This window comes from Bacillus sp. MYb56, from assembly GCF_002976445.1.
Classification (GTDB): domain Bacteria; phylum Bacillota; class Bacilli; order Bacillales; family Bacillaceae_G; genus Bacillus_A; species Bacillus_A mycoides.
In genome coordinates this window covers 56,203-77,537 of sequence record NZ_PCOH01000023.1, presented here as the reverse complement: position 1 = coordinate 77,537, position 21,335 = coordinate 56,203, and the positions used below count along the sequence as shown (strand labels likewise).

At 35.8% G+C, this 21,335-nt stretch carries 24 protein-coding genes; 19 read left to right on the top strand and 5 right to left on the bottom strand.

The genetic code is table 11. From position 1 onward, the window contains the following. Nucleotides 1-79: 79 nt before the first annotated feature. Together CQ058_RS22860 and CQ058_RS22855 are read left to right on the top strand one after the other, a co-directional pair. Complete coding sequence (locus tag CQ058_RS22860) at nucleotides 80-382, top strand: YlaH-like family protein (protein WP_000893662.1); 303 nt, start codon at nucleotides 80-82, stop codon at nucleotides 380-382. A gap of 14 nt (nucleotides 383-396) precedes the next feature. Next, a complete protein-coding gene (locus CQ058_RS22855) occupies nucleotides 397-672 on the top strand; it encodes a hypothetical protein (protein ID WP_002033723.1) in 276 nt (91 codons plus the stop codon). Between the two features lie 35 nt (nucleotides 673-707). Here the strand turns inward: CQ058_RS22855 and CQ058_RS22850 are convergent, their stop codons facing one another. Further along, nucleotides 708-908 (bottom strand): YlaI family protein, encoded by a 201-nt coding sequence (locus CQ058_RS22850; RefSeq protein WP_002094429.1) that lies wholly within the window; start codon nucleotides 906-908, stop codon nucleotides 708-710. A gap of 145 nt (nucleotides 909-1,053) precedes the next feature. Here CQ058_RS22850 and CQ058_RS22845 point away from each other — a divergent pair, with 145 nt between their 5' ends. Together CQ058_RS22845 and CQ058_RS22840 are read left to right on the top strand one after the other, a co-directional pair. Further along, entirely contained in the window at nucleotides 1,054-1,509 is a 456-nt protein-coding gene (locus CQ058_RS22845) for a PNPOx family protein (RefSeq protein WP_002014791.1), read from the top strand. Between the two features lie 246 nt (nucleotides 1,510-1,755). Beyond that, nucleotides 1,756-3,084, top strand: a complete 1,329-nt coding sequence (locus CQ058_RS22840; RefSeq protein ID WP_002088317.1) for a PhoH family protein — start codon at nucleotides 1,756-1,758, stop codon at nucleotides 3,082-3,084. A 49-nt stretch (nucleotides 3,085-3,133) separates the two neighbouring features. Here the strand turns inward: CQ058_RS22840 and CQ058_RS22835 are convergent, their stop codons facing one another. Next, on the bottom strand, nucleotides 3,134-3,631 hold the full coding sequence (locus CQ058_RS22835) for a molybdopterin-binding protein (protein ID WP_002088315.1): 498 nt from the start codon (nucleotides 3,629-3,631) through the stop codon (nucleotides 3,134-3,136). 150 nt (nucleotides 3,632-3,781) lie between these two features. On the opposite strand from CQ058_RS22835, the gene CQ058_RS22830 reads away from it, so the two are divergent. The 3 genes from CQ058_RS22830 to pyc all read left to right on the top strand — a co-directional run bounded on the left by CQ058_RS22830 (nucleotide 3,782) and on the right by pyc (nucleotide 9,156). Beyond that, nucleotides 3,782-4,069: an Fpa/YlaN family protein gene (locus CQ058_RS22830; protein ID WP_002190534.1), complete on the top strand. Its 288-nt coding sequence runs from the start codon at nucleotides 3,782-3,784 to the stop codon at nucleotides 4,067-4,069. 125 nt (nucleotides 4,070-4,194) lie between these two features. Then, nucleotides 4,195-5,376 (top strand): FtsW/RodA/SpoVE family cell cycle protein, encoded by a 1,182-nt coding sequence (locus tag CQ058_RS22825; RefSeq protein WP_002165141.1) that lies wholly within the window; start codon nucleotides 4,195-4,197, stop codon nucleotides 5,374-5,376. Between the two features lie 333 nt (nucleotides 5,377-5,709). Further along, nucleotides 5,710-9,156: a pyruvate carboxylase gene (gene pyc / locus CQ058_RS22815; RefSeq protein ID WP_002190533.1), complete on the top strand. Its 3,447-nt coding sequence runs from the start codon at nucleotides 5,710-5,712 to the stop codon at nucleotides 9,154-9,156. A gap of 86 nt (nucleotides 9,157-9,242) precedes the next feature. On the opposite strand, the gene ctaA is transcribed toward pyc, so the two are convergent. Continuing rightward, the gene (gene ctaA, locus CQ058_RS22810; RefSeq protein WP_105589993.1) at nucleotides 9,243-10,178 is read right to left on the bottom strand and encodes a heme A synthase; all 936 of its coding nucleotides are present in this window, start codon (nucleotides 10,176-10,178) and stop codon (nucleotides 9,243-9,245) included. A gap of 497 nt (nucleotides 10,179-10,675) precedes the next feature. Between ctaA and cyoE the strand changes: the two genes are divergently transcribed. The 6 genes from cyoE (at nucleotide 10,676) to ctaG (ending at nucleotide 16,584) form a co-directional block, all read left to right on the top strand. After that, the gene (gene cyoE, locus CQ058_RS22805) at nucleotides 10,676-11,599 is read left to right on the top strand and encodes a heme o synthase (RefSeq protein ID WP_002033731.1); all 924 of its coding nucleotides are present in this window, start codon (nucleotides 10,676-10,678) and stop codon (nucleotides 11,597-11,599) included. 93 nt (nucleotides 11,600-11,692) lie between these two features. Next, a complete protein-coding gene (gene coxB / locus CQ058_RS22800) occupies nucleotides 11,693-12,742 on the top strand; it encodes a cytochrome c oxidase subunit II (RefSeq protein ID WP_002088304.1) in 1,050 nt (349 codons plus the stop codon). A 60-nt stretch (nucleotides 12,743-12,802) separates the two neighbouring features. After that, complete coding sequence (ctaD, locus tag CQ058_RS22795) at nucleotides 12,803-14,638, top strand: cytochrome c oxidase subunit I (protein ID WP_002014777.1); 1,836 nt, start codon at nucleotides 12,803-12,805, stop codon at nucleotides 14,636-14,638. Then, a complete protein-coding gene (gene ctaE, locus CQ058_RS22790) occupies nucleotides 14,638-15,261 on the top strand; it encodes a cytochrome c oxidase subunit III (protein ID WP_000557861.1) in 624 nt (207 codons plus the stop codon). The genes ctaD and ctaE overlap by 1 nt, the downstream gene beginning before the upstream one ends. A 3-nt stretch (nucleotides 15,262-15,264) precedes the next feature. Then, nucleotides 15,265-15,597: a cytochrome c oxidase subunit IVB gene (gene ctaF, locus CQ058_RS22785; RefSeq protein WP_002014776.1), complete on the top strand. Its 333-nt coding sequence runs from the start codon at nucleotides 15,265-15,267 to the stop codon at nucleotides 15,595-15,597. A gap of 81 nt (nucleotides 15,598-15,678) precedes the next feature. Then, nucleotides 15,679-16,584, top strand: a complete 906-nt coding sequence (gene ctaG, locus CQ058_RS22780) for a cytochrome c oxidase assembly factor CtaG (protein WP_033708188.1) — start codon at nucleotides 15,679-15,681, stop codon at nucleotides 16,582-16,584. A 36-nt stretch (nucleotides 16,585-16,620) separates the two neighbouring features. Here the strand turns inward: ctaG and CQ058_RS22775 are convergent, their stop codons facing one another. After that, nucleotides 16,621-16,986 carry a YugN family protein gene (locus CQ058_RS22775; protein WP_002014773.1) on the bottom strand — a complete coding sequence of 122 codons (366 nt, stop codon included), beginning with the start codon at nucleotides 16,984-16,986 and terminating at the stop codon, nucleotides 16,621-16,623. A 208-nt stretch (nucleotides 16,987-17,194) separates the two neighbouring features. Between CQ058_RS22775 and CQ058_RS22770 the strand changes: the two genes are divergently transcribed. From CQ058_RS22770 to CQ058_RS22745, 6 genes are all read left to right on the top strand, one after another. After that, nucleotides 17,195-18,229: a CAP domain-containing protein gene (locus tag CQ058_RS22770; RefSeq protein ID WP_002190529.1), complete on the top strand. Its 1,035-nt coding sequence runs from the start codon at nucleotides 17,195-17,197 to the stop codon at nucleotides 18,227-18,229. A gap of 173 nt (nucleotides 18,230-18,402) precedes the next feature. Continuing rightward, nucleotides 18,403-18,840: a YlbD family protein gene (gene ylbD / locus CQ058_RS22765; protein WP_105589992.1), complete on the top strand. Its 438-nt coding sequence runs from the start codon at nucleotides 18,403-18,405 to the stop codon at nucleotides 18,838-18,840. 11 nt (nucleotides 18,841-18,851) lie between these two features. Next, nucleotides 18,852-19,097, top strand: a complete 246-nt coding sequence (locus tag CQ058_RS22760; protein ID WP_002014770.1) for a YlbE-like family protein — start codon at nucleotides 18,852-18,854, stop codon at nucleotides 19,095-19,097. Nucleotides 19,098-19,174: 77 nt separating this feature from the next. Beyond that, complete coding sequence (locus CQ058_RS22755; protein WP_002014767.1) at nucleotides 19,175-19,747, top strand: histidine phosphatase family protein; 573 nt, start codon at nucleotides 19,175-19,177, stop codon at nucleotides 19,745-19,747. Nucleotides 19,748-19,863: 116 nt separating this feature from the next. Next, nucleotides 19,864-20,316 (top strand): YlbF/YmcA family competence regulator, encoded by a 453-nt coding sequence (locus CQ058_RS22750; protein ID WP_002014765.1) that lies wholly within the window; start codon nucleotides 19,864-19,866, stop codon nucleotides 20,314-20,316. A gap of 127 nt (nucleotides 20,317-20,443) precedes the next feature. Then, complete coding sequence (locus CQ058_RS22745) at nucleotides 20,444-20,710, top strand: YlbG family protein (RefSeq protein WP_002088292.1); 267 nt, start codon at nucleotides 20,444-20,446, stop codon at nucleotides 20,708-20,710. A gap of 54 nt (nucleotides 20,711-20,764) precedes the next feature. On the opposite strand, the gene CQ058_RS22740 is transcribed toward CQ058_RS22745, so the two are convergent. Then, nucleotides 20,765-21,154 (bottom strand): DUF7147 family protein, encoded by a 390-nt coding sequence (locus CQ058_RS22740; RefSeq protein WP_002014762.1) that lies wholly within the window; start codon nucleotides 21,152-21,154, stop codon nucleotides 20,765-20,767. Nucleotides 21,155-21,335: the final 181 nt, after the last annotated feature.

Here is a 21,335-nt window from a genome sequence, read left to right as displayed (position 1 = left end):
GGACAGTATTTTTTTTGCGAGTTACTCTTGTATTAAGTACATAAAGAAAATTTGTTTTTATGAGAAGGGAGGAAAGATAGTGTTAGAAAGAATGTCATTTTTCGCGAAATTATGCAAAGTTGATGAAAATCCAGAACTAGGGATGTGGTTACTTTATGGAACAATTATTATATTGAGTGCACTTGTATATAATTTAGGATTTGCAAGGAAGCTATCAGTGCTAAAAAATATAGTAATATACATATCTTTAGCAATTGGATGCACGGTATTAACTTTCTTTGCAGTTTTTTTACCAGTTGGAGAGGGGCTCGTTGTAGCGGCGATTGTACTTGGAATTTATAGATTACGTTTACGTCAAGCGAAACAACAAAAGGCAGGGTGAAAAGGGGGAGTTTCATGCGCTCGGTACAAGATGCACTATATAATTGGTTAACAATTAAAACTGTTGCGGAAGCGCGTCCAGATGATAGCGCTGCACAAGAAACGTATGTATTATTTCGAAATATGATATATGAAGAGCATAAATTACGAAATGTAGAAGTGGAAAAGAACGAGGAAATGTATTTAATTACATATGAAATTGATGGAGAAATAAGGTGTGCAAGATTTCCAGTAGAAGCAATTGATTGTTTTTTGGATCAGATGAATCGTGAACCAGAAAAATACAAATAAGTCCTTATCTATATGATTAAGGACTTATTTACGGTTTACCAATCGTCTTCTACTTTTTTATCACGATATAATCGGAAATTACCACTTGCATGGCGTTCCATAGTACGCTCTGCAATGCGTTCCGTACATTCCATGCACATATATGTATGAATAGGGCGATTACGCAGTTTTTTTGCCATAGGATTTTCGTCATCTAACATATCTTTTTTATCACAAATCATACATCTGACTCTCATTTCGTCACCTCAATACGAATTCTATCAGTATAAGTATATCATGGAAGCATAATGTTTTTGAATAATAGCGGGAAAAAATAATATTTTCGCAATTCGAAAAATAGGTTATGATAAGGATATATAAATAATATTTGGAGGTGGAAATATGGCGAATGTAGTTGAGCCTACATTGACAGGTGATTTAGTACAATCTTTGCGTAAAGAGTGTATCGTTATGATAGCAACAACAGATTTCGAAAAACAAATTCCTAACGTAAGTGCTATTTCTTGGGTATATGCAGTGAGTGAAACTAGTATTCGATTTGCGGTAGATCAACGCTCACGTATTGTGGGGAATATACGGCATAGTGCAGGGGTTGTATTGACTATAATGGCGAATGAATCCGTATTTTCCATAAGTGGTGAAAGTGAAATTTTAACAGATAGAATGGAAGGGATTCCTCTAAAATTAACGGTAGTAGAAGTGAATGTACAAGAAGTTCGTGATGTTATGTTTTATGGTGCGAAACTTGCTACTGAACCAACATATGAAAAAACATATGATCTTCGAGCAGCTAAAAAGCTTGATAACCAAGTATTAGTAGGAATGAAAGAATTATAAAGAAGATGAATAGGAACAACGTTCATAAACTTTTACAAGTGAGTATTGTGATTTAATGTGAAAAATTATAATAAAAAGTAATATATTGAATAGAAATGAATAAAAAATAAAGAAAAGGTTTAATTTCTATGAGTTTCGATTCTACCTCGTTTTTACGGTACATATAATTATAACAATGGTTCGTCCATATTTTATGGATGAAACCCTTGTTCTACAAATTTAAAAGTGGAGTCAGGGGGTAACAGGTTGGATAAAATTTATGTGTTAGATACGAATGTACTTTTGCAGGATCCTTTATCTATTTTTTCATTTGCAACAAATGAAGTAGTGATTCCAGCAGTTGTATTAGAAGAGGTTGATTCGAAAAAACGTTATATGGATGAAGTAGGACGAAATGCTCGCTATGTATCTAAGTTAATCGACAAATTTCGCGAAATAGGAAAGCTGCATGAAAGTATTCCGTTAGAAAACGGCGGTACATTTCGTATTGAATTAAATCATCGCTCATTTGTTCAACTGCAAGATATTTTTGTAGAAAAAACAAATGATAATCGAATTTTAGCGGTAGCGAAAAACCTCTCTTTAGAAGAACAAGAAAAAGAGGACGGGAAATCAGTTATTTTAGTAAGTAAAGATGTACTCGTAAGGGTAAAAGCTGATGCAATCGGATTGCAGGCCGAAGATTATTTAAGTGACCGAGTAATCGAAGTGGAAAATATATATTCAGGATTTTTAGAAGGGTATATATCAAAAGAACAGTTAGATTATTTTTATGAAAAAGGTGAACTGCCTTTATCTGAAATCGCAAATCATCCTTTTTATCCAAATCAGTTTGTTGTAATGAAAGATGCACTAGGGGGTTCTAGTTCTGCACTTGGGATTGTGGATCATTTAGGTAAGAAGGTAAAAAAACTTATTTTTCACAATGAACAAGTGTGGGGGATACGCCCACGAAACGTGCAGCAAATTATGGGATTAGAATTGCTACTTCGGGAAGATATTCCACTTGTAACGTTAACAGGGAAAGCCGGTACAGGAAAAACGTTACTTGCATTAGCTTCGGGACTAATGCAAACGGAAGATTTAGGGTTATATAAAAAACTACTTGTCGCGAGACCAATTGTACCGGTAGGGAAAGATATAGGCTATTTACCAGGAGAGAAAGAGGAAAAATTAAGACCGTGGATGCAGCCGATTTTTGATAATCTAGAGTATTTATTCAATACGAAAAAGCCTGGGGAGCTAGATGCTATTTTAGCTGGAATGGGTTCGATTGAAGTAGAAGCGCTTACCTATATACGCGGGAGAAGTATTCCAGACCAGTTCATTATAATTGACGAGGCACAAAATTTAACGAAGCATGAAGTAAAGACGATATTAACAAGGGTAGGCGAAAAAAGTAAGATTGTATTAATGGGGGATCCTCAGCAAATTGATCATCCGTATTTAGATGAATATAATAACGGTTTAACATATGTTGTAGAGAAGTTTAAAGAACAACGTATTAGTGGTCATGTAAAGTTTGTTAAAGGAGAGCGTTCTAATTTAGCACAACTAGCAGCGGATTTATTATAAAAAGGAGTGAGCTTAAGCTCACTCCTTTTTTGCCTTTTAATTATACAATTTAAATGATTGTAAATTTACGGATGTTACGAATCGGATTTTGTCTATTAGATCCATCATGGAAATATAGATGAACAGGCCCGTCTTCTCGTAATGGTTTACCTTCTTTTGAAAAACCGAGAATAGCTTTATGGGCTGTTTCTAACGGAAGTGTAATTGTATTGTCTGTGGTTTCAATTTCGACATGAGTAGCATCTTCTAAAATTTCAGCATTTTTTAGAAATGGATGAAGTGGTATGCCAAATGTCCCGTTAATAAGCTGTTCTTTTTTATATTTCTTTACACTTTGTTGTATTGGCGGGAAGGCAGCACCATCACGGATTTCGCGATCCCAATGCTCTGAAGTATGTTTTAAGTATGTTTCTAATTCGGATGAGTCTTCTCTAGTTTCATCAAAGTAAGTTGTCAAATCTATTTTTCGATCATCGAAAATCCATACAGTTGGATCGATAGTGATTGGAAAACGAACTTTTCCATTAATAAATAAAATTTCGCTCATTGTTGTTCCCCCATTTGTGTTATACTCCCACTTTTCAGTATAATAGTATTAGGCACTGTTGTCACAAAAAATGTTTCTATTGCAATTTATTAAAACTATCGCTAATATTAATAGATATGAGAGAGTAGGACGGAAACGGAGGGAATCAATTTGGCGTCTGAGACAGTATCAAATCATCAGGAAAAGGCACTAGCCCTTCTACAAGCGGATGCAGAGAAGATTTTAAGACTTATTAAGGTACAAATGGACAATCTTACAATGCCGCAATGTCCATTATATGAAGAAGTTTTAGACACACAAATGTTTGGACTATCCCGCGAGGTCGATTTTGCGGTTCGCCTTGATCTTATTGGAGAAGAACAAGGGAAAGCAATGTTAGGAGAGCTCGAACGTGAGTTGTCTGCACTTCATGAAGCATTTACAAACAAACAACAATAACGGGTTCAAATAAGGGGGCTCAAACTGAAATAGTTTGGGCTTTTTATTTGTATAATAAAGAAGGAAGAACCTATATACATATGGAATACAACAATAATTAAATTGAAACAGAAAGAGGAAATGAAATGAAAAAAGTATGGAAATCGATGGATTATTCCTTATTACTTCCTCTTGTTATCTTATGTGTGTTGGGAGTTATAATGGTATATAGTTCTAGTTCCATTGTTGCGATTTCGTCGAGACATAACTGGCCAGCAGATTACTTTTTTAAAAAACAATTATTTGCTCTAGCTGTTGGAACGATAATGTTAGCGATTATAGTTGCCATTCCTTATAAGTTGTGGAGAAAGCGAATAGTTTTGATCGCAATGGGAATAGGGAGTATTGGTCTATTAGCAGCAGCCTTTCTTTTCGGTCAGGTCATAAATGGTGCAAAAGGATGGATATTAGGTATACAACCAGCTGAGTTTGTGAAAATAACGGTTATTATTACGCTAGCAAACTTTTTTGCTAAGAAACAAGAAACGCAAACAGCTTTTGTACAAGGGATAATTCCTCCTCTAGCTGTTGTCGGTGGAGCGATGGGATTAATTTTACTTCAAAATGACTTAGGGACCGATATACTAATAGGTGGAACTGTACTGATTATGTTCTTTTGTTCAGGAGTTAATGTTAATTTAAGTATAAAGCGATTCCTCTTAACGTCTATAATATGGATTCCAGCGTTATATTTTATTGGGAACTATAAGTTAAGTCAGTACCAAAAAGCTCGGTTTTCAGTTTTTCTTGATCCATTTAACGATCCTCAAAATGATGGGTTCCAATTAATAAATTCTTTTATTGGAATTGCTTCAGGAGGGCTAAATGGTCGAGGGTTAGGGAACAGTGTGCAAAAATATGGATACTTACCAGAACCGCAAACAGATTTTATTATGGCAATTATATCTGAAGAACTTGGATTTATAGGCGTAGCTGTCATTTTAATCTGTTTACTACTTATTATTATTCGGGCATTTAGGGTTGCACAAAAGTGCAGAGATCCGTTTGGAAGTTTAATAGCAATTGGAATTGCAAGTTTGTTTGGAGTTCAAACTTTTATAAATGTTGGTGGTATGTCTGGGTTAATACCGCTTACAGGGGTACCATTACCGTTTGTAAGTTATGGTGGTAGTTCTTTATTGGCTAATTTACTTGCAATGGGTATACTGTTAAATATTGCTAGTTATGTAAAACGACAAGAGAAACAACAAAACAAATTGACTAACGAAATAGAACAAGGTGGACCGCATCTTGTTGTTGTAAAATAAAAAACACATTGAGCTCTAGAGTTCAATGTGTTTTTTATTTTGTTAGATTTTAAATGTGATACAATATTGATTGTTTTAAAATGAAAAGTATATTACATTTAAGGGAATGTGATATACAATATTGTTGTTAGAAAAGGAAGAGGTATGCTATACTATTTTTGTGAAACAAATCGATCAGAAAACTTATCATTTGTTGAAAAATAAGGTATGATGGATAAAAATAAAGTGAAGCTTTCTAAGTATAATATAATGTAGAAAGTGAAGAACTTCACGCTCTTTAGAGTGTGTATGTATTTTATCTCTAGAGTGGTAGGAAAATAGAGGGGGAAAATCATGACAAAGCTGCAACGTATTCAAAAAGTATTGGTAGCTAACCGTGGAGAGATAGCAATTCGTGTGTTCCGAGCATGTTCAGAACTTGGATTAAACACAGTTGCGATCTATTCTAAAGAGGATAGCGGTTCTTATCATCGCTATAAAGCCGATGAGTCCTATTTAGTTGGGGAAGGGAAAAAGCCAATTGATGCTTATCTAGATATTGAAGGCATTATTGAGATTGCGAAAAGTAATCATGTAGATGCAATCCACCCTGGATATGGTTTCTTGTCAGAAAATATTCAATTTGCAAAACGTTGTGAAGAAGAAGGGATTATCTTTATCGGTCCAAAAAGTAAGCATTTAGACATGTTTGGAGATAAAGTTAAAGCAAGAACACAAGCGCAGCTAGCGCAAATTCCAATTATTCCTGGTAGTGATGGTCCAGTAAATTCAATAGAAGAAGTTGAAGAATTTGCTGAAAAGTATGATTACCCGATTATTATTAAAGCATCCCTTGGTGGCGGCGGTCGCGGTATGCGTATTGTACGTGCTAGTGAAGAATTAAGAGAATCGTATAATCGCGCGAAATCAGAAGCAAAAGCAGCCTTTGGTAATGATGAAGTGTACGTTGAAAAATTCGTTGAAAAACCTAAACATATAGAAGTACAAATTTTAGCAGATGAAGAAGGTAATGTTGTTCATTTGTATGAGCGTGATTGCTCTGTACAACGACGCCATCAAAAAGTAGTTGAAATTGCACCGAGCGTGTCGCTTTCAGATGATTTGCGTCAGCGTATTTGTGATGCTGCAGTAAAGTTAACGAAAAATGTAAATTATTTAAATGCTGGAACGGTAGAATTCCTTGTAAAAGGTGATGAGTTTTACTTCATTGAAGTAAACCCACGTGTTCAAGTTGAACATACGATTACAGAGATGATTACAGGAGTGGATATCGTTCAATCGCAAATTTTAATAGCTGATGGACATGCATTACATAGCAAAATGGTAGGTGTTCCTAATCAAGAGGAAGTGGTTGTGCATGGATTTGCAATCCAATCTCGTGTAACGACAGAAGACCCACTTAATAACTTTATGCCTGATACAGGAAAGATTATGGCGTACCGATCAGGCGGTGGTTTTGGTGTTCGTCTTGATACAGGTAATAGTTTCCAAGGTGCAGTTATTACACCGTACTACGATTCTTTACTTGTAAAAGTTACTACTTGGGCACTTACTTTTGAACAAGCCGCTGCAAAAATGGAACGTAACTTAAAAGAATTCCGTATTCGTGGTATTAAAACAAATATTCCATTCCTAGAGAATGTAGTAAAACATAAAAACTTCTTATCAGGAGAATATGACACTTCATTTATTGACGCGTCACCTGAACTATTCTTGTTCCCGAAACGTAAAGACCGCGGAACAAAAATGTTAAATTATATTGGTACAGTAACAGTAAATGGCTTCCCTGGAGTAGGGAAAAAAGAGAAACCAATTTTCCCAGATGCTCGTATACCAAATGTGATACACTCAGAGCCAATGCAAAATGGAACGAAACAAATTTTGGATGAGCGTGGAGCGGATGGATTAGTAAAGTGGGTACAAGATCAAAAGCGTGTACTTTTAACGGATACAACATTCCGTGATGCACATCAGTCATTACTTGCAACTCGTGTTCGTACAAAAGATTTACATCACATTGCAGAGCCGACAGCGAGAATGTTACCAAACTTATTCTCAGCAGAAATGTGGGGCGGTGCAACGTTTGATGTTGCGTATCGTTTCTTGAAAGAAGATCCATGGGAACGATTACTAGATCTTCGTGAAAAAATGCCAAACGTTTTATTCCAAATGTTACTTCGCTCTTCAAACGCAGTAGGTTACAAAAACTATCCAGATAATTTAATTCAAAAATTTGTGGAATGTTCCGCGCAAGCTGGAATTGATGTGTTCCGTATTTTTGATAGCTTAAACTGGGTAGAAGGCATGAGAGTTGCAATTGATGCTGTACGAGATACTGGTAAAATTGCAGAAGCGACAATGTGTTACACAGGAGATATTCATGACCCGTTACGTAGTAAATATGATTTAAATTATTATAAAAATTTAGCAAAAGAGTTGGAAGCATCAGGAGCTCATATTTTAGGAATTAAAGATATGGCGGGCTTATTAAAACCAAACGCAGCATATGATTTAGTTTCAGCACTAAAAGAGACGGTGTCGATTCCAATTCACCTGCATACACACGATACGAGCGGAAATGGTATTTTAACGTATACGAAGGCAATTGAAGCAGGTGTTGATATTGTCGATGTAGCGGTGAGTTCAATGGCTGGTCAAACGTCACAACCAAGTGCGAATACACTATACTATGCGTTGGGTGGAAACGAAAGACAACCAGATGTTAATATAGACTCATTAGAAAAACTATCTCATTATTGGGAAGATGTACGAAAATACTATGCTCCATTTGAAAGTGGTATGAATGCTCCTCACACAGAGGTATATATGCATGAAATGCCGGGTGGACAGTATAGTAATCTTCAACAACAAGCAAAAGCGGTTGGCTTAGGAGATCGCTTTGATGAAGTTAAAGTGATGTATCGCCGTGTTAATGATATGTTTGGCGATATTGTAAAAGTAACACCATCATCTAAAGTTGTCGGTGATATGGCATTATTTATGGTTCAAAATCACCTCACAGAACAAGATATTTTAGAACGTGGACATGCTATGGACTTCCCAGGATCTGTTGTTGAAATGTTCTCTGGAGATTTAGGACAACCATATGGTGGTTTCCCGAAAGAATTACAAAAAATTATTTTAAAAGGGAAAGAGCCATTAACAGTAAGACCGGGTGAATTATTAGAACCAGTAGATTTCGATGCTTTAAAAGAAGAGTTATTCCACAAACTTGGACGCGAAGTAACAATTTTTGATGTAGTCGCATATGCATTGTATCCAAAAGTATTTATGGACTACGAAAAAGTTGCTGGGATTTATGGAAATGTATCTGTGCTTGATACACCGACATTCTTCTATGGTATGAGACTTGGTGAAGAAATTGATGTGGAAATCGAGCAAGGTAAAACATTGATGGTTAAACTAGTTTCCATTGGGGAGCCACAGCCAGATGGAAATCGTGTGCTTTACCTGGAGTTTAATGGACAACCGCGTGAAATCGTAGTGAAAGATGAAAACGTGAAATCAACTGTTGCACAGCGTGTGAAGGGGAATCGTGAAAATCCAAATCATATTAGCGCAACGATGCCGGGAACTGTTATTAAAGTAGTTGTAAAAGAAGGCGATGAAGTGAAAAAAGGTGATTCCATGGCAATTACAGAAGCTATGAAAATGGAAACGACGGTTCAAGCGCCATTTAGTGGTAAAGTGAAAAAAGTATATGTAAATGATGGGGATGCAATTCAAACGGGAGATTTACTCATTGAATTAGATCATTAAAATAAAGAAAAAGAGCTGTGCGAAAGCAGCTCTTTTTTGTGTGTAAATAATACCTTGCCGAATTGGCAAGGTATTAAAGTTTTACTTTATTTTGTTTGCTTAGAAGTTGATTCAGTTTCTTTTGCATTGACTGTACTTCTTGTACCTATCATAACTAAATAGCATAGTACAGCAAACAGGCAAGAAATGAAGAGCGAATGTAATAATGCCATTGCTAAACTAGCATTTGTAAATACGACTAAAATCCCTACTATAGCTTGAAGTGTAACAAGGATAAATGAAATAATCCATCCCCAGTATACTACACGCTGCTGCTTGTAATGGCGAATAGCGATAATCATCGCATATAGTATCCAAGCGAAAATTAACATCGCTGCAACTCTATGTCCCATTTGAACCCACTCATGTAGTTGAGTTGGCATAGGTCTATTTTTGCTACATAAAGGGAAGTCTGGACAGGCTAAGGTAGCTCGCTCGTGACGTACTAAAGCTCCTGTGTAGACAACGATATAACTGTAAATTGTTACACCATAAATATGAAATTTCATTTTTTTGTCCATAATAAGTGAACGTGCATCAAATTTCTTATCAATTTCAAAAATAAGACACGTTAACAAGATGACAGAAGCAAATGAAATTAAGGAAATACCGAAATGAATAGCTAATACAGCAGGCATTTGACCCCAAACAACCGCCACCGCCCCCATTAATGCTTGTGCAACTAAAAATACGAAGGATAAAATTGCTAACGTCTTTGTTTCGCGCACATGTTTATAATATTTCCAGGACAAGATACAAAGAAGAGTAACAAGGATTCCTGCTGATCCAGATGTTAAGCGGTGACTTAGCTCAATAATAGTCTCCATTGATAAATTAGATGGAACAAATTCACCGTTACAAAGAGGCCATGATTTGCCACATCCTTGGCCTGAACCCGTTTTTGTAACTAAAGCGCCTCCTAGTAAAACTACTAATAAATCGAGACTTGTAATGACTGCTAACCATTTAATAAAGCGTTGCAATCTCTTTCACCATCTTTCTGCTATGAAGTTATTGCGAAATATTTTCATTCCATTATGTATAGAATAAAACGTGCTACAGTCCTATGATATATAAAAAATAATAAAATAGCAAAGAAATGGAGGGCGAGGACAACGTACGTATTATAAAGAAAAAAATGGGATTTAAAATACATATTTTAGGAGGAATTCAGGCTATTTTGAAAAGAAATGGGGAGAATACATGCTAAATATGACAAAATAGTTTATTATAGAAGATAACATCATGTTATGATAAGGATAAATTAGAATAAAGTTTTTTAATGTTTGACACAAAAAGTTCATGTTTTCTTCACAAAATGTTCGGGAAATGTGATTTAATATATTGGAGTATGGGCGTAGATTAGTAGTAGAATGGGTTAACAATATTTCTACTGTAATAATATTGCTATATAGAAGCGAAATATTTCACATGAAATATATGCTTAGAAAGATGATAGGTTTAAGAGGGGGTTAAAGTGATGAACCATGCAACAAGTGAGCTGCATGATGAGTCAGCTGTTTCAATTGTACCGGAAACAACTCGGTTACAAGATTTATCAGCGCTCGTTAAAATGGGGATTGTAAACTCAAATACACTTACTGTATTTACAGGATTTTGGTTGGCTTTACATTTTAATGGATTGAGTGTTATGGACAATCTAGATAAGTTATTTTTCACAATCGTTGGTTCGGCATTAATTATGGCAGGGGTATGTTGTTTAAATAACTACATTGACCGAGATATCGATCCATTAATGGAAAGAACAAAAAACCGTCCAACGGTAACAGGTAAATATAAACCTGGCTTTGCACTTGCATTTGGACTTGTAATTTTACTTCTTGGCTTTGCATTTTTATTACTTACTACACCGATGGCAGTGTTAATCTCATTTATTGGTGCCTTCACATATGTTGTTTTATATACGTTATGGACGAAGAGAAAATATACGTTAAATACTGTTGTAGGTAGTATATCAGGAGCAGTTCCACCTTTAATTGGATGGGCGGCAATTGATCCGTCTTTAAATCATCCAATTGCTTGGATGTTATTTTTAATTATGTTTATTTGGCAAATCCCACATTTCCTCGCATTAGCGATGAAGCGTGTTGATGAATATCGAAATGCAGGAATCCCAATGCTTCCTGTTGTACAGGGATTTGATATTACGAAACGTCAGATTATGATTTGGACAGTATGTTTATTACCACTACCATTTTATATGAGTGGACTTGGAATAACATTCATGGTAATTGCAACATTGCTTAACATCGGATGGATCGCATTAGGGCTTTATGGCTTCCGTCAGCAAGATGACATCAAGTGGTCCGTAAAAATGTTTGTTTATTCCCTGAATTACTTAACAATCTTATTTGTGTCAATGATTGTAGTTACATTCTTCTAAGACAACGACATGATTGGATTTCTTTACGTTGAGATTTACTTTACTTAACTATAAAGTACAATCTAATTCACAAAGAAAGTGGGGGTTGTTTGTATGAAGAAACAGTGGCGACTGCTTTCGTTCGTTTCACTGCTGGCTTTACTGTTAGGGGGATGCGGTAAAGCTTTTCAGTCTACTTTAATTCCGCAAGGGGAAGTAGCAAAAATGCAATATGATTTGCTCTTGCTAGCGAGTGCAATCATGGTAGGAGTAGTACTTGTAGTTACTATTATTTTCTTATATGTAATTGTGCGTTTCCGACAAAAAAAGGGTGAGGAAGATTATATTCCAGAGCAAGTTGAAGGAAATCACAAACTAGAAATTATATGGACAGTCATTCCGATTATTCTTTTGTTAATCTTGGCTGTTCCGACTGTTACATATACATTCAAGCTTGCTGATGTAAGTGCGATGGAGAAAAAGAATATTGATAAAGATACTATCGTTGTTGATGTAACAGCGAATCTTTATTGGTGGGAATTTTCTTATAAATCAGAAAAAATAGTAACTTCTCAAGATTTAGTTATCCCCACAGGTAAGAAAGTGTATTTGAATTTGAAGGGTGCCGATATTAAACATTCGTTTTGGGTTCCATCTTTAGCTGGGAAAATGGATACAAATACAGATAATGTAAACAAAATGTGGTTAAAGGCAGATAAATCGGGCACTTATAATGGTTTTTGTACAGAATTTTGTGGCCCATCACATTCTTTAATGCAGTTCAAAGTGAAAGCTCTGGATGAAAGCGAGTACAAAAAGTGGCTTGCTGACATGAAGAAGATTGATGGAAAAAAAGAAGTAGCTTCTACAAAGGCGCAAGAGGGTCAAGAAATATTTAATAAAAGCTGTATTGGTTGTCATGCAGTTGGATCAAATGATAGTAGACCACCTTCTGCTCGTATCGCACCGAACTTAGCAAACTTCGCAGATCGCGATATGGTTGCTGGTATTGCCGAAAATAATGAAGAGAACTTAAAAAAATGGCTCAAAGATCCTGAAAATATGAAACCAGGTAATAAAATGACTGGTAAATATGGCAACTTAACGGATGATCAAATTAATGCATTAAATGCATATTTACAAACGTTAAAGATTGAAAAATAAAGAGGGATCATTTGCGAAGGGGAGGTTGAAAACGTGAGTTCTGTAGCAAAAAAACAGGGGATGGGTGCTGTCATATGGGATTATTTAACGACAGTAGACCATAAAAAGATTGCCATTCTCTATTTAATTGCAGGTGGATTGTTTTTTGTAATAGGTGGAATAGAAGCACTATTTATTCGCCTGCAGTTAGCGATTCCTAACAATGCTTTTCTTGTTGGGGATGCTTATAATCAAGTATTAACGATGCACGGTACAACAATGATTTTCCTCGCAGCTATGCCACTCGTGTTTGCATTTATGAACGCCGCTGTACCACTTCAAATTGGAGCACGTGATGTGGCGTTCCCGTTTTTGAATTCGCTCGGATTTTGGTTATTTTTCTTTGGTGGATTATTTTTAAATTTAAGTTGGTTTTTAGGAGGAGCGCCTGATGCAGGGTGGACATCGTATGCATCTTTAGCTTTAGCCTCTAAAGGACATGGTGTTGATTTTTATGTACTCGGCTTGCAAATATCAGGTATTGGTACATTAATTGGAGGTATTAACTTCCTTGTTACAATTATTAATATGCGCGCGCCAGGGATGACGTACATGCGCATGCCGATGTTTACATGGACAACATTTGTAACATCTTCACTTATTTTATTTGCATTTCCACCATTAACTGTAGGATTAGGACTTTTAATGTTAGATCGTTTATTTGGCACAAGTTTCTTTAATCCGGCACTAGGTGGGAACACGATTATATGGGAGCATTTATTCTGGATCTTCGGTCATCCGGAAGTATACATTCTTATACTCCCAGCTTTCGGAATATTCTCAGAAATCTTCGCCACATTTTCGAAAAAACGATTATTCGGTTATTCCTCTATGGTGTTCGCGACAGTATTAATAGGGTTTTTAGGATTTATGGTATGGGCGCATCATATGTTTACTGTTGGTCTTGGGCCTGTTGCAAATGCTATCTTCTCGGTTGCAACAATGGCGATTGCAGTTCCAACGGGTATTAAAATATTTAACTGGCTCTTTACAATGTGGGGTGGAAGTATTAGGTTTACAACACCAATGATGTGGGCGGTAGCTTTTATTCCATCCTTCGTTATGGGTGGAGTTACAGGTGTTATGCTTGCTTCTGCACCAGCTGATTATCAGTTTCATGATAATTATTTCGTAGTAGCACACTTTCATTATGTAATTGTTGGTGGTGTTGTATTTGGTTTACTTGCAGGTGCGCATTATTATTGGCCACTTATGTTTAATAAAGTATTAAATGAAACATTAGGTAAGATAACATTTTGGTTATTCTTTATCGGTTTCCATTTAACATTCTTTATTCAGCATTTCCTAGGTCTAATCGGTATGCCACGTCGTTACTACACATATCTTGAGGGCCAAGGGTTGGAAATGGGGAATATGATTAGTTCTATCGGAGCTGTGTTTATGGCTCTTGGAACGATTGTTCTTTTATTCAATGTAATAAAAACAACGGTATCAAAAGAGAAGGCTGGCCGTGATCCATGGGATGGACGTACATTAGAATGGACAATGCCAGCACCTACACCGGAATACAATTTTAAACAATTGCCATTTGTTCGCGGGTTAGATCCGTTTTGGATTGAAAAACGTGAAGGTAATAAAGAGATGACAGCAGCGGAACCAGTTGGTGATATTCATATGCCAAATGCTTCATTTTCACCATTTATCATTTCTCTAGGCTTATTCATAGCAGCATTCGGTGCGATGTATATGCAGGGTGGCAAAGATAAATTTTGGTTATTAGTAGCGATTATCGGTTTAATCATTACGTTTGGTACAATGTTCCTTCGTTCAGTAATTGATGATCATGGATATCATATTCATAAGGAAGATTTAGATGATAAGGGGGGCAAGGCGTAATGCATGTAGATGAGAAATTAACGAATGAAACATTTCCAGCAGAGCCTGAAAAAGCAACCCTTGAGGGGAAAAATAAGTTTGTTGGTTTTTGGTTATTTCTTGGAGGCGAAACAGTGTTGTTCGCTTCCTTATTTGGCACATATTTAGCGTTAAAGAACTCTACAAATGGTGGACCAACATCTCAAGAGATGTTTCAAATGCCACTCGTTTTCATTATGACGATGCTTTTGTTAACAAGTAGTTTAACGAGTGTATACGCAATGTATCATATGAAAAATTTTAACTTTAAGAAAATGCAACTTTGGTTACTTGTAACAGTGTTGCTTGGCTTAGGATTTTTGGGGTTTGAAATATATGAGTTTTATCATTATACGCATGAATTTAAGCATACTATGAGAAGTAGTGCATTTGGTTCTGCATTTTATGCTCTTGTTGGTACACACGGGCTCCACGTGTTGTTTGGATTATGTTGGATTTTAACATTAATCTTTAGAAACGCGAAGAGAGGCTTAAATTTATACAACGCACCAAAGTTTTATGTTGCATCAATTTATTGGCACTTTATTGACGTAGTTTGGGTGTTTATTTTCACTGTAGTATATTTGATGGGAATGGTGGGATAAACAATGGCGGTTAAGCAAACGAATAATCCTAAGGTGGATCTTGTTTATCGGAAGAGAAAAAGTGCAGAGGAAATGAAGCACCAAGTTGTTACATTTTCACTAATGATTTTTTTAACATTAGTTGCATTTGCAGCGGTGGCATATCCGAAAACATTTAGCCCGATTTTTTCGGTTCCATTTATATTATTGTTAGCAGTCATTCAAGTTATATTTCAGTTATATTATTTCATGCATATGAGTCATAAAGGGCATGAAGCGGCGAGTTTCTTCTTGTACTCTGGATTGTTAATTGGTTTATTAACAATATTAGCCTTTATGACAATTGTGTGGATTTAAACAGTGATAGTAGGGGGCTCTGATATATCAAAGCCCTCTTTTTATATGAAATATAAGAATTTTGAAAAGGTAGGTGTGGAAATGGAAAACTTATGGGTATTTGGTTTTCAAGCTTTATGGAGTCCAATTTTTTTATTATTTATGATCTCGATTCTTATTAGTTATTTTTTAATTATTGGACCGTATAGAACGCGATTTGAAAATGCGACGAAGGTAAGTAAGAAGCAAATTTTTTATTTTACGACCGGGATTGTTCTTTTGTATGTTGTAAAGGGAGGACCTATTGATTTAATTGGTCATATCATATTTAGTGCACATATGTTTGAGATGGCAGTAATGTATATTGCGGTGCCTCCGTTATTACTGCTTGGTATACCTGTTTGGTTATATCGTTATATTACTTCTTTTAAGTTCGTTCAAATTGTGATAAAGTTTTTTGCTAAGCCGCTTATTGCATTGTTTGTATTTAATGGCCTGTTTTCCTTTTATCATTTGCCAATTGTTTTTGATGCAGTAAAACAAAGTCAAATAGCGCATCCTATTTGCCTTGCTATATTGTTTTTTGCAGCAATGATGATGTGGTGGCCGATGTTAAATCCACTGCCAGAATATCAAACTTTAAGTGATATTAAGAAGCTTGGTTACATGTTTGCTAATGGTATTTTATTAACGCCAGCTTGTGCGTTAATAATTTTTGCGACTGCACCATTATTTGCAACATATACAGATCCGGCCGCTTGGATGAAGGCAATGGAACTCTGTGTACCGGCGGGTACTTTATCAGATTTAAATATAACTGGACCAGAATTTTTACATTGGATGCCGGTAGTACAAGACCAGCAAACAGGTGGTATTATTATGAAAATTGTCCAGGAAATAGTGTACGGTACGATTATCGGTTATGTGTTCTTTAAATGGGCACGTAGAGAGCGTGAAAAGGATAAAGAGCAGCTGCAAGAGTTACCTCCTTATTTACAGACGAAATAAAAACTAGCGCATCGTGTTAATGCGCTAGTTTTTTTGTTATTCAATAATTTGAAATTCTTTTAACTCTTTTTCAATATTTTGTAGGAGTTGTTCGCTTTTTTGAAGTACATTCGTTGGAAAAATCTCATCATCTCCATATTCAACGCCATGAGGATAATAATGTTTTCCTAATAAGGGTGGCAATAGTTTTACTTGAGCGTGTCTGCCGCCGATGTCACCTTCAACAGCAAATCCTTGTACACGTAAATAATAAATATCCTTTAATATTTCAAATTTATAATCATATGTAACGCGTTCGTAATCCCATTGTCCAGCAAGTACAAAATGATTGTTTTCCATAATCTCAGTTAAAAGAGTTAGATCAACGACTGCATCAGTAAAGTTTGTATTTGTAAATTGCATAGAATACCTCCTTATTTTAATGTTAGTTCATTATTTTTATAATAGTACGAATAATAAGAAAGTGCAATTCGTATTGCGAGAAAAGGGATAATCCAGACTTTTTTCGTGAAAATATGATATAGTGAAAAGAGTACGGTACACACAAAAAAAGGAAATAAAAGGATTTGTGTATATCTCGATTTTATGCTTTGTTCAGGAGGTATATCGTTTGAAGAAATTATTGCGTATCGTAATGATTACATTTTTAATTTTAGCTGTTGATTTATACGGGAAGTTACTCGTGTCACAATATATATTAACCCCATCTCACTCTAAGCAAGAAAAAAAAATTGTGAAAAAGAAGAAGCAAGTAAATGAAGAATCCACAGACACTGTTTTAAATATGATTGGCGGGGACTCTGAGAATTTATTAGCGAAGTGGGGCGAACCATCTCGAATAGAGCCGTCTGCTTATGGATATGAATGGTGGGTGTATAATCAAGATTTAGCTCAGTATGTTCAATTTGGAGTTGCTGAACGTAAAGTTGTAACGGCGTATGTTGCTGGTGAGCAAGTTAAGGTGGCTCCCTATTATATAAATGAAAAGTATGAAGAGGTATATAAAAAGAATCCACTTTCACATGAGATTTCATTAAAAAGAGGAAAGAATAGTTATCAATTTGAGTTATCTGATACGGAAGTAATGGAACAACCGCTAGTACCTGTAGAAGATGGATGGGCACAATTATACTTTGATCACTTTACACATGAGCTTGTTGGTCTTCGTTATATGGATGATGAAACGTTATTACGACAAAGACCATATCAACTTGTTTATTCAGGTGAATTAATAGCGGAACAGCCGCTGACGCCAGAAAAAATGAAGCAAGTAGAAAATGGAAATATGCAACAAATTCTCGATTTAACAAATATTATTCGGAGTCGTCATCAATTACCGTTGTTAACATTGGATCAACAAACTGCAGATGTTGCATTTGGCCATAGTAAAGATATGAAGGATAATAATTATTTTTCGCACGATTCACCTACTTTTGGTACGTTAGGAGATCGCTTGCAACGTGGGCAAGTGGCTTTTCAACTTGCTGGTGAGAATATAGCGGCGCAACATAGTGATGGAATTGCGGCGGTACAGGGTTGGTTAAATAGTGAGGGGCATAGAAAGAATTTATTAAACGAACAATTTACTGGATTAGGTGTTGGGGTATATGATAAATTTTATACTCAAAACTTTATCCGAAAATAAAATGAAACTTTAATCAGTCGGGGCATCCTTCATTGATTATTAGTCTTCACCAATCGGGCTTTAATTGTCCACAAATAGGAAGATAAAAAGGTGCATGAATCGTCTAAAAATAGGCGAACCATGTGCCTTTTTTTTCTTACAATATAGTAGATATACATGAAGAGGTGAGGATTATGCCAACAACAAAAGGGCCGTTACATCCATCGGTTCAACAGTTTAAAGAGTTTGTAAACCATCACCCTAAAATGGTTCATGAGGTTAGAGGTGGTCAAAAAACTTGGCAGCAATTTTATGAAGAATGGTACTTACTTGGTGAAGAAGATCAAATATGGACAACATATAGACCTGATGGAGCACCTGCTTTTTCTTCGGTAAAAGAAAATAAAGAAGAAAAAGAAAATCGAACAGAAGAGGAAAAAACTGCTGATGTGATGGGGCAAATGCTTTCTTTCTTTAAAAAGCTAGACGTAGAACAAATGCAACATCATTTAGCAAATGTAACGAGTGCGATTGGTAGCGTGCAACAAGTTATTCAACAATTTCAAGGAAACCGTGCGCAGCAAGAACAAAGTACTTCTGAAAATAATCCTTTTTTCTTTCAAAAGGATTAGGGGGAAAGAGAATGAGAGCAGAGCTTATGGAGTTTATAAAAGCTGATGAGGATTTAGCTCGCTATATTCGGGAACAGCCATACTGGTACCGGAAATTGACGCGTAACCCAGAAGAAAAAGAAGCTTTTGAGTTAGCTGCCATGCAGCATTTCAAAAAAACGATACCAGATAAAGTGGAAAAATTTCAAAATCAATTGGCCGTTGCTTCAATTATGATTGATATGTTCCAGTATATGAAGCAGCAAAATACGACGTAATTGGAAGGGAAAACTATGTCCGTTATGCAAAACTTTTGTTACAATAGAATCGGATTATTTAAAAAAGGAGTTGCAGCATGACGGAAATTTGTTTAGTACGACATGGACAAACTGATTGGAACTTTCAAGAGATTATTCAAGGGCGCGAAGATATTCCACTCAATGAAGTTGGGAAGAAGCAAGCGAGTCAAAGTGCAGCTGCCTTGCAAGCGGAATCGTGGGATATAATTATAAGTAGCCCGTTAATTAGAGCGCAAGAAACTGCTAAGGAAATTGCTGGGGCTATTGGATTACCATCTATTTTATTAGATGAGCGATTTATGGAACGTAATTTTGGGGAAGCTTCTGGGAAACCAGTTGCGGCCGTTAGAGAGTTAATTACAGAAGGTAATGTAGAAGGAATGGAACAGGATGAAGAAATCGTAGAGCGCTGTTTTACGGCTTTACAACAGGTTGCAGCAGCACATGGAGATAAACGTATTATCATTGTTGCGCATTCACATGCAATAAAAGCTATTTTACACGCAATTGCACCAAATGAAATTACATTTAAAACGCCGTTAAAAAACGCATGTATTAGCTACGTGAAAGAGAATAGCGGGAAATGGGATGTTCTTAAATATAATATTGCGGAGCATATTAGTGTATAAGAGTGCAAGGAGATTGTATGAAAAGTAATTAGAATCATATCTTTCTTTTAGGTGAGACACTTCAATTAGTAGTTCTGTTCCAAATGTGTTATGATGAATACTCGGAGGTGTCTCTCATGATTGTAGCGACGCTGGAAAGCGTATTGATTTTAGATAAGGCAGAGCAGCTTGCAAAAGCGATCATCTGTTCAGATATAGCAGAAGATTACCGTAAGTATTATAAGGATTTACAAGAAGATATAGAAGTCCAGACGCTAATTCAGCAATTTACAGCGATGAAAGAGCGATACGAAGAAGTGCAACGTTTTGGTAAATATCATCCTGATTATACTTTCGTTTCGACGAAAATGAGGGAATTAAAGCGTTCTGTAGATATGCATGATAAGGTTGCAACTTTTAAAAGAGCAGAAACAGCTTTACAGAAGTTATTAGATGAAGTTAGTGTAGCAATTGGTTCTGAGGTATCTTCTTCCGTTAAAGTTCCAACAGGAAATCCGTTTTTTGATGCGGGTGGCTGTGGCGGTGGTTGTGGTACCGGAGGCGGTTGTGGTTGTAAAAAAACGGGGTAATTTACCCCGTTTTTTAGAATATAGAAGAAAACGTATACAGAGTTTGTTCTTTAATGTCATAAATTTATGATTGGTTTTCATAAAATATAAGAATATAAGTTTTTAAAAGGAGAAGATGGAGAAGATTATGTTCGGGCAACGACAAAGTATGATTGTTTATTTACATTCATTGAAACATGCCAAGATTTTAAGGAAATATGGTAACATTCATTACATATCAAAACGTTTGAAATATGCCGTTGTATATTGTGATATGGAACAAATTGAGCATATGATGCAAAAATTGAATAAACTTCCTTTTGTAAAAAAAGTAGAACAGTCGTATCGCCCATTTTTAAAAACGGAATTCGAAAATTCGCGTCCTGATCGGGCAAAAGAATACGATTATAGCTAAGTAAAAAAATCCCCTGCTAAATTTAGCAGGGGATTTTTCACTTGAAATAACGTGTTATTTCATTGGAGGAATGAAATTGTTCATTCGTAAAATACCAATTAGATGATTAAAAAATAGTTCTTTTTCAGGGAAAGTTGTTGATGGTTTTACAGTAAAGGGAGTAACTTTTTTCCCTATTTGTTCCGCCATTTCTTCAAATAAAACGACACGTTTACTTTTTTTATTTTCAAGTACAGGAATGCCTTCACGACATATGTATAATGGTTGGAAATCACCAGTAGTTGTCGGTTTTAGTATTACAACAAGTGAACACACTTTTTTTTCGTTTTTTACAGTTTCGAATTGTAACATATGTGTTACACGTTCTTGGTTTGTTTTGGCAATTTCAAGTAATTCATATAAGTCAGAGTAGCCTTCTCCGAGTTCTATAAAGCGTTGAATCATATTTTTTCCTCCTCTTTCTTTTACTGTACCACCTCACTTTTTAAATGAAAAGTAGACAAATAAAAAAACCCTGCAAAGCAGGGCCCTTCTAATACTAGTATGTACTACTAGTAAGAAGGCAAAGGGAGAGGAGAAACCGGAGGAAGAACTTATGGGGAAACGTAAGTCTTCTCCGCGGTTG

Bases quoted from the DNA above. Each gene is read 5' to 3' on its own strand.
- CQ058_RS22855 (WP_002033723.1), top strand. From the start codon at position 397: ATGCGCTCGGTACAAGATGCACTATATAATTGGTTAACAATTAAAACT.
- CQ058_RS22850 (WP_002094429.1), bottom strand. From the start codon at position 908: ATGAGAGTCAGATGTATGATTTGTGATAAAAAAGATATGTTAGATGAC.
- CQ058_RS22845 (WP_002014791.1), top strand. From the start codon at position 1,054: ATGGCGAATGTAGTTGAGCCTACATTGACAGGTGATTTAGTACAATCT.
- CQ058_RS22835 (WP_002088315.1), bottom strand. From the start codon at position 3,631: ATGAGCGAAATTTTATTTATTAATGGAAAAGTTCGTTTTCCAATCACT.
- CQ058_RS22825 (WP_002165141.1), top strand. From the start codon at position 4,195: ATGAAAAAAGTATGGAAATCGATGGATTATTCCTTATTACTTCCTCTT.
- pyc (WP_002190533.1), top strand. From the start codon at position 5,710: ATGACAAAGCTGCAACGTATTCAAAAAGTATTGGTAGCTAACCGTGGA.
- cyoE (WP_002033731.1), top strand. From the start codon at position 10,676: ATGAACCATGCAACAAGTGAGCTGCATGATGAGTCAGCTGTTTCAATT.
- coxB (WP_002088304.1), top strand. From the start codon at position 11,693: ATGAAGAAACAGTGGCGACTGCTTTCGTTCGTTTCACTGCTGGCTTTA.
- ctaD (WP_002014777.1), top strand. From the start codon at position 12,803: ATGGGTGCTGTCATATGGGATTATTTAACGACAGTAGACCATAAAAAG.
- ctaE (WP_000557861.1), top strand. From the start codon at position 14,638: ATGCATGTAGATGAGAAATTAACGAATGAAACATTTCCAGCAGAGCCT.
- ctaF (WP_002014776.1), top strand. From the start codon at position 15,265: ATGGCGGTTAAGCAAACGAATAATCCTAAGGTGGATCTTGTTTATCGG.
- ctaG (WP_033708188.1), top strand. From the start codon at position 15,679: ATGGAAAACTTATGGGTATTTGGTTTTCAAGCTTTATGGAGTCCAATT.
- CQ058_RS22775 (WP_002014773.1), bottom strand. From the start codon at position 16,986: ATGCAATTTACAAATACAAACTTTACTGATGCAGTCGTTGATCTAACT.
- ylbD (WP_105589992.1), top strand. From the start codon at position 18,403: ATGCCAACAACAAAAGGGCCGTTACATCCATCGGTTCAACAGTTTAAA.
- CQ058_RS22760 (WP_002014770.1), top strand. From the start codon at position 18,852: ATGAGAGCAGAGCTTATGGAGTTTATAAAAGCTGATGAGGATTTAGCT.
- CQ058_RS22755 (WP_002014767.1), top strand. From the start codon at position 19,175: ATGACGGAAATTTGTTTAGTACGACATGGACAAACTGATTGGAACTTT.
- CQ058_RS22750 (WP_002014765.1), top strand. From the start codon at position 19,864: ATGATTGTAGCGACGCTGGAAAGCGTATTGATTTTAGATAAGGCAGAG.
- CQ058_RS22745 (WP_002088292.1), top strand. From the start codon at position 20,444: ATGTTCGGGCAACGACAAAGTATGATTGTTTATTTACATTCATTGAAA.
- CQ058_RS22740 (WP_002014762.1), bottom strand. From the start codon at position 21,154: ATGATTCAACGCTTTATAGAACTCGGAGAAGGCTACTCTGACTTATAT.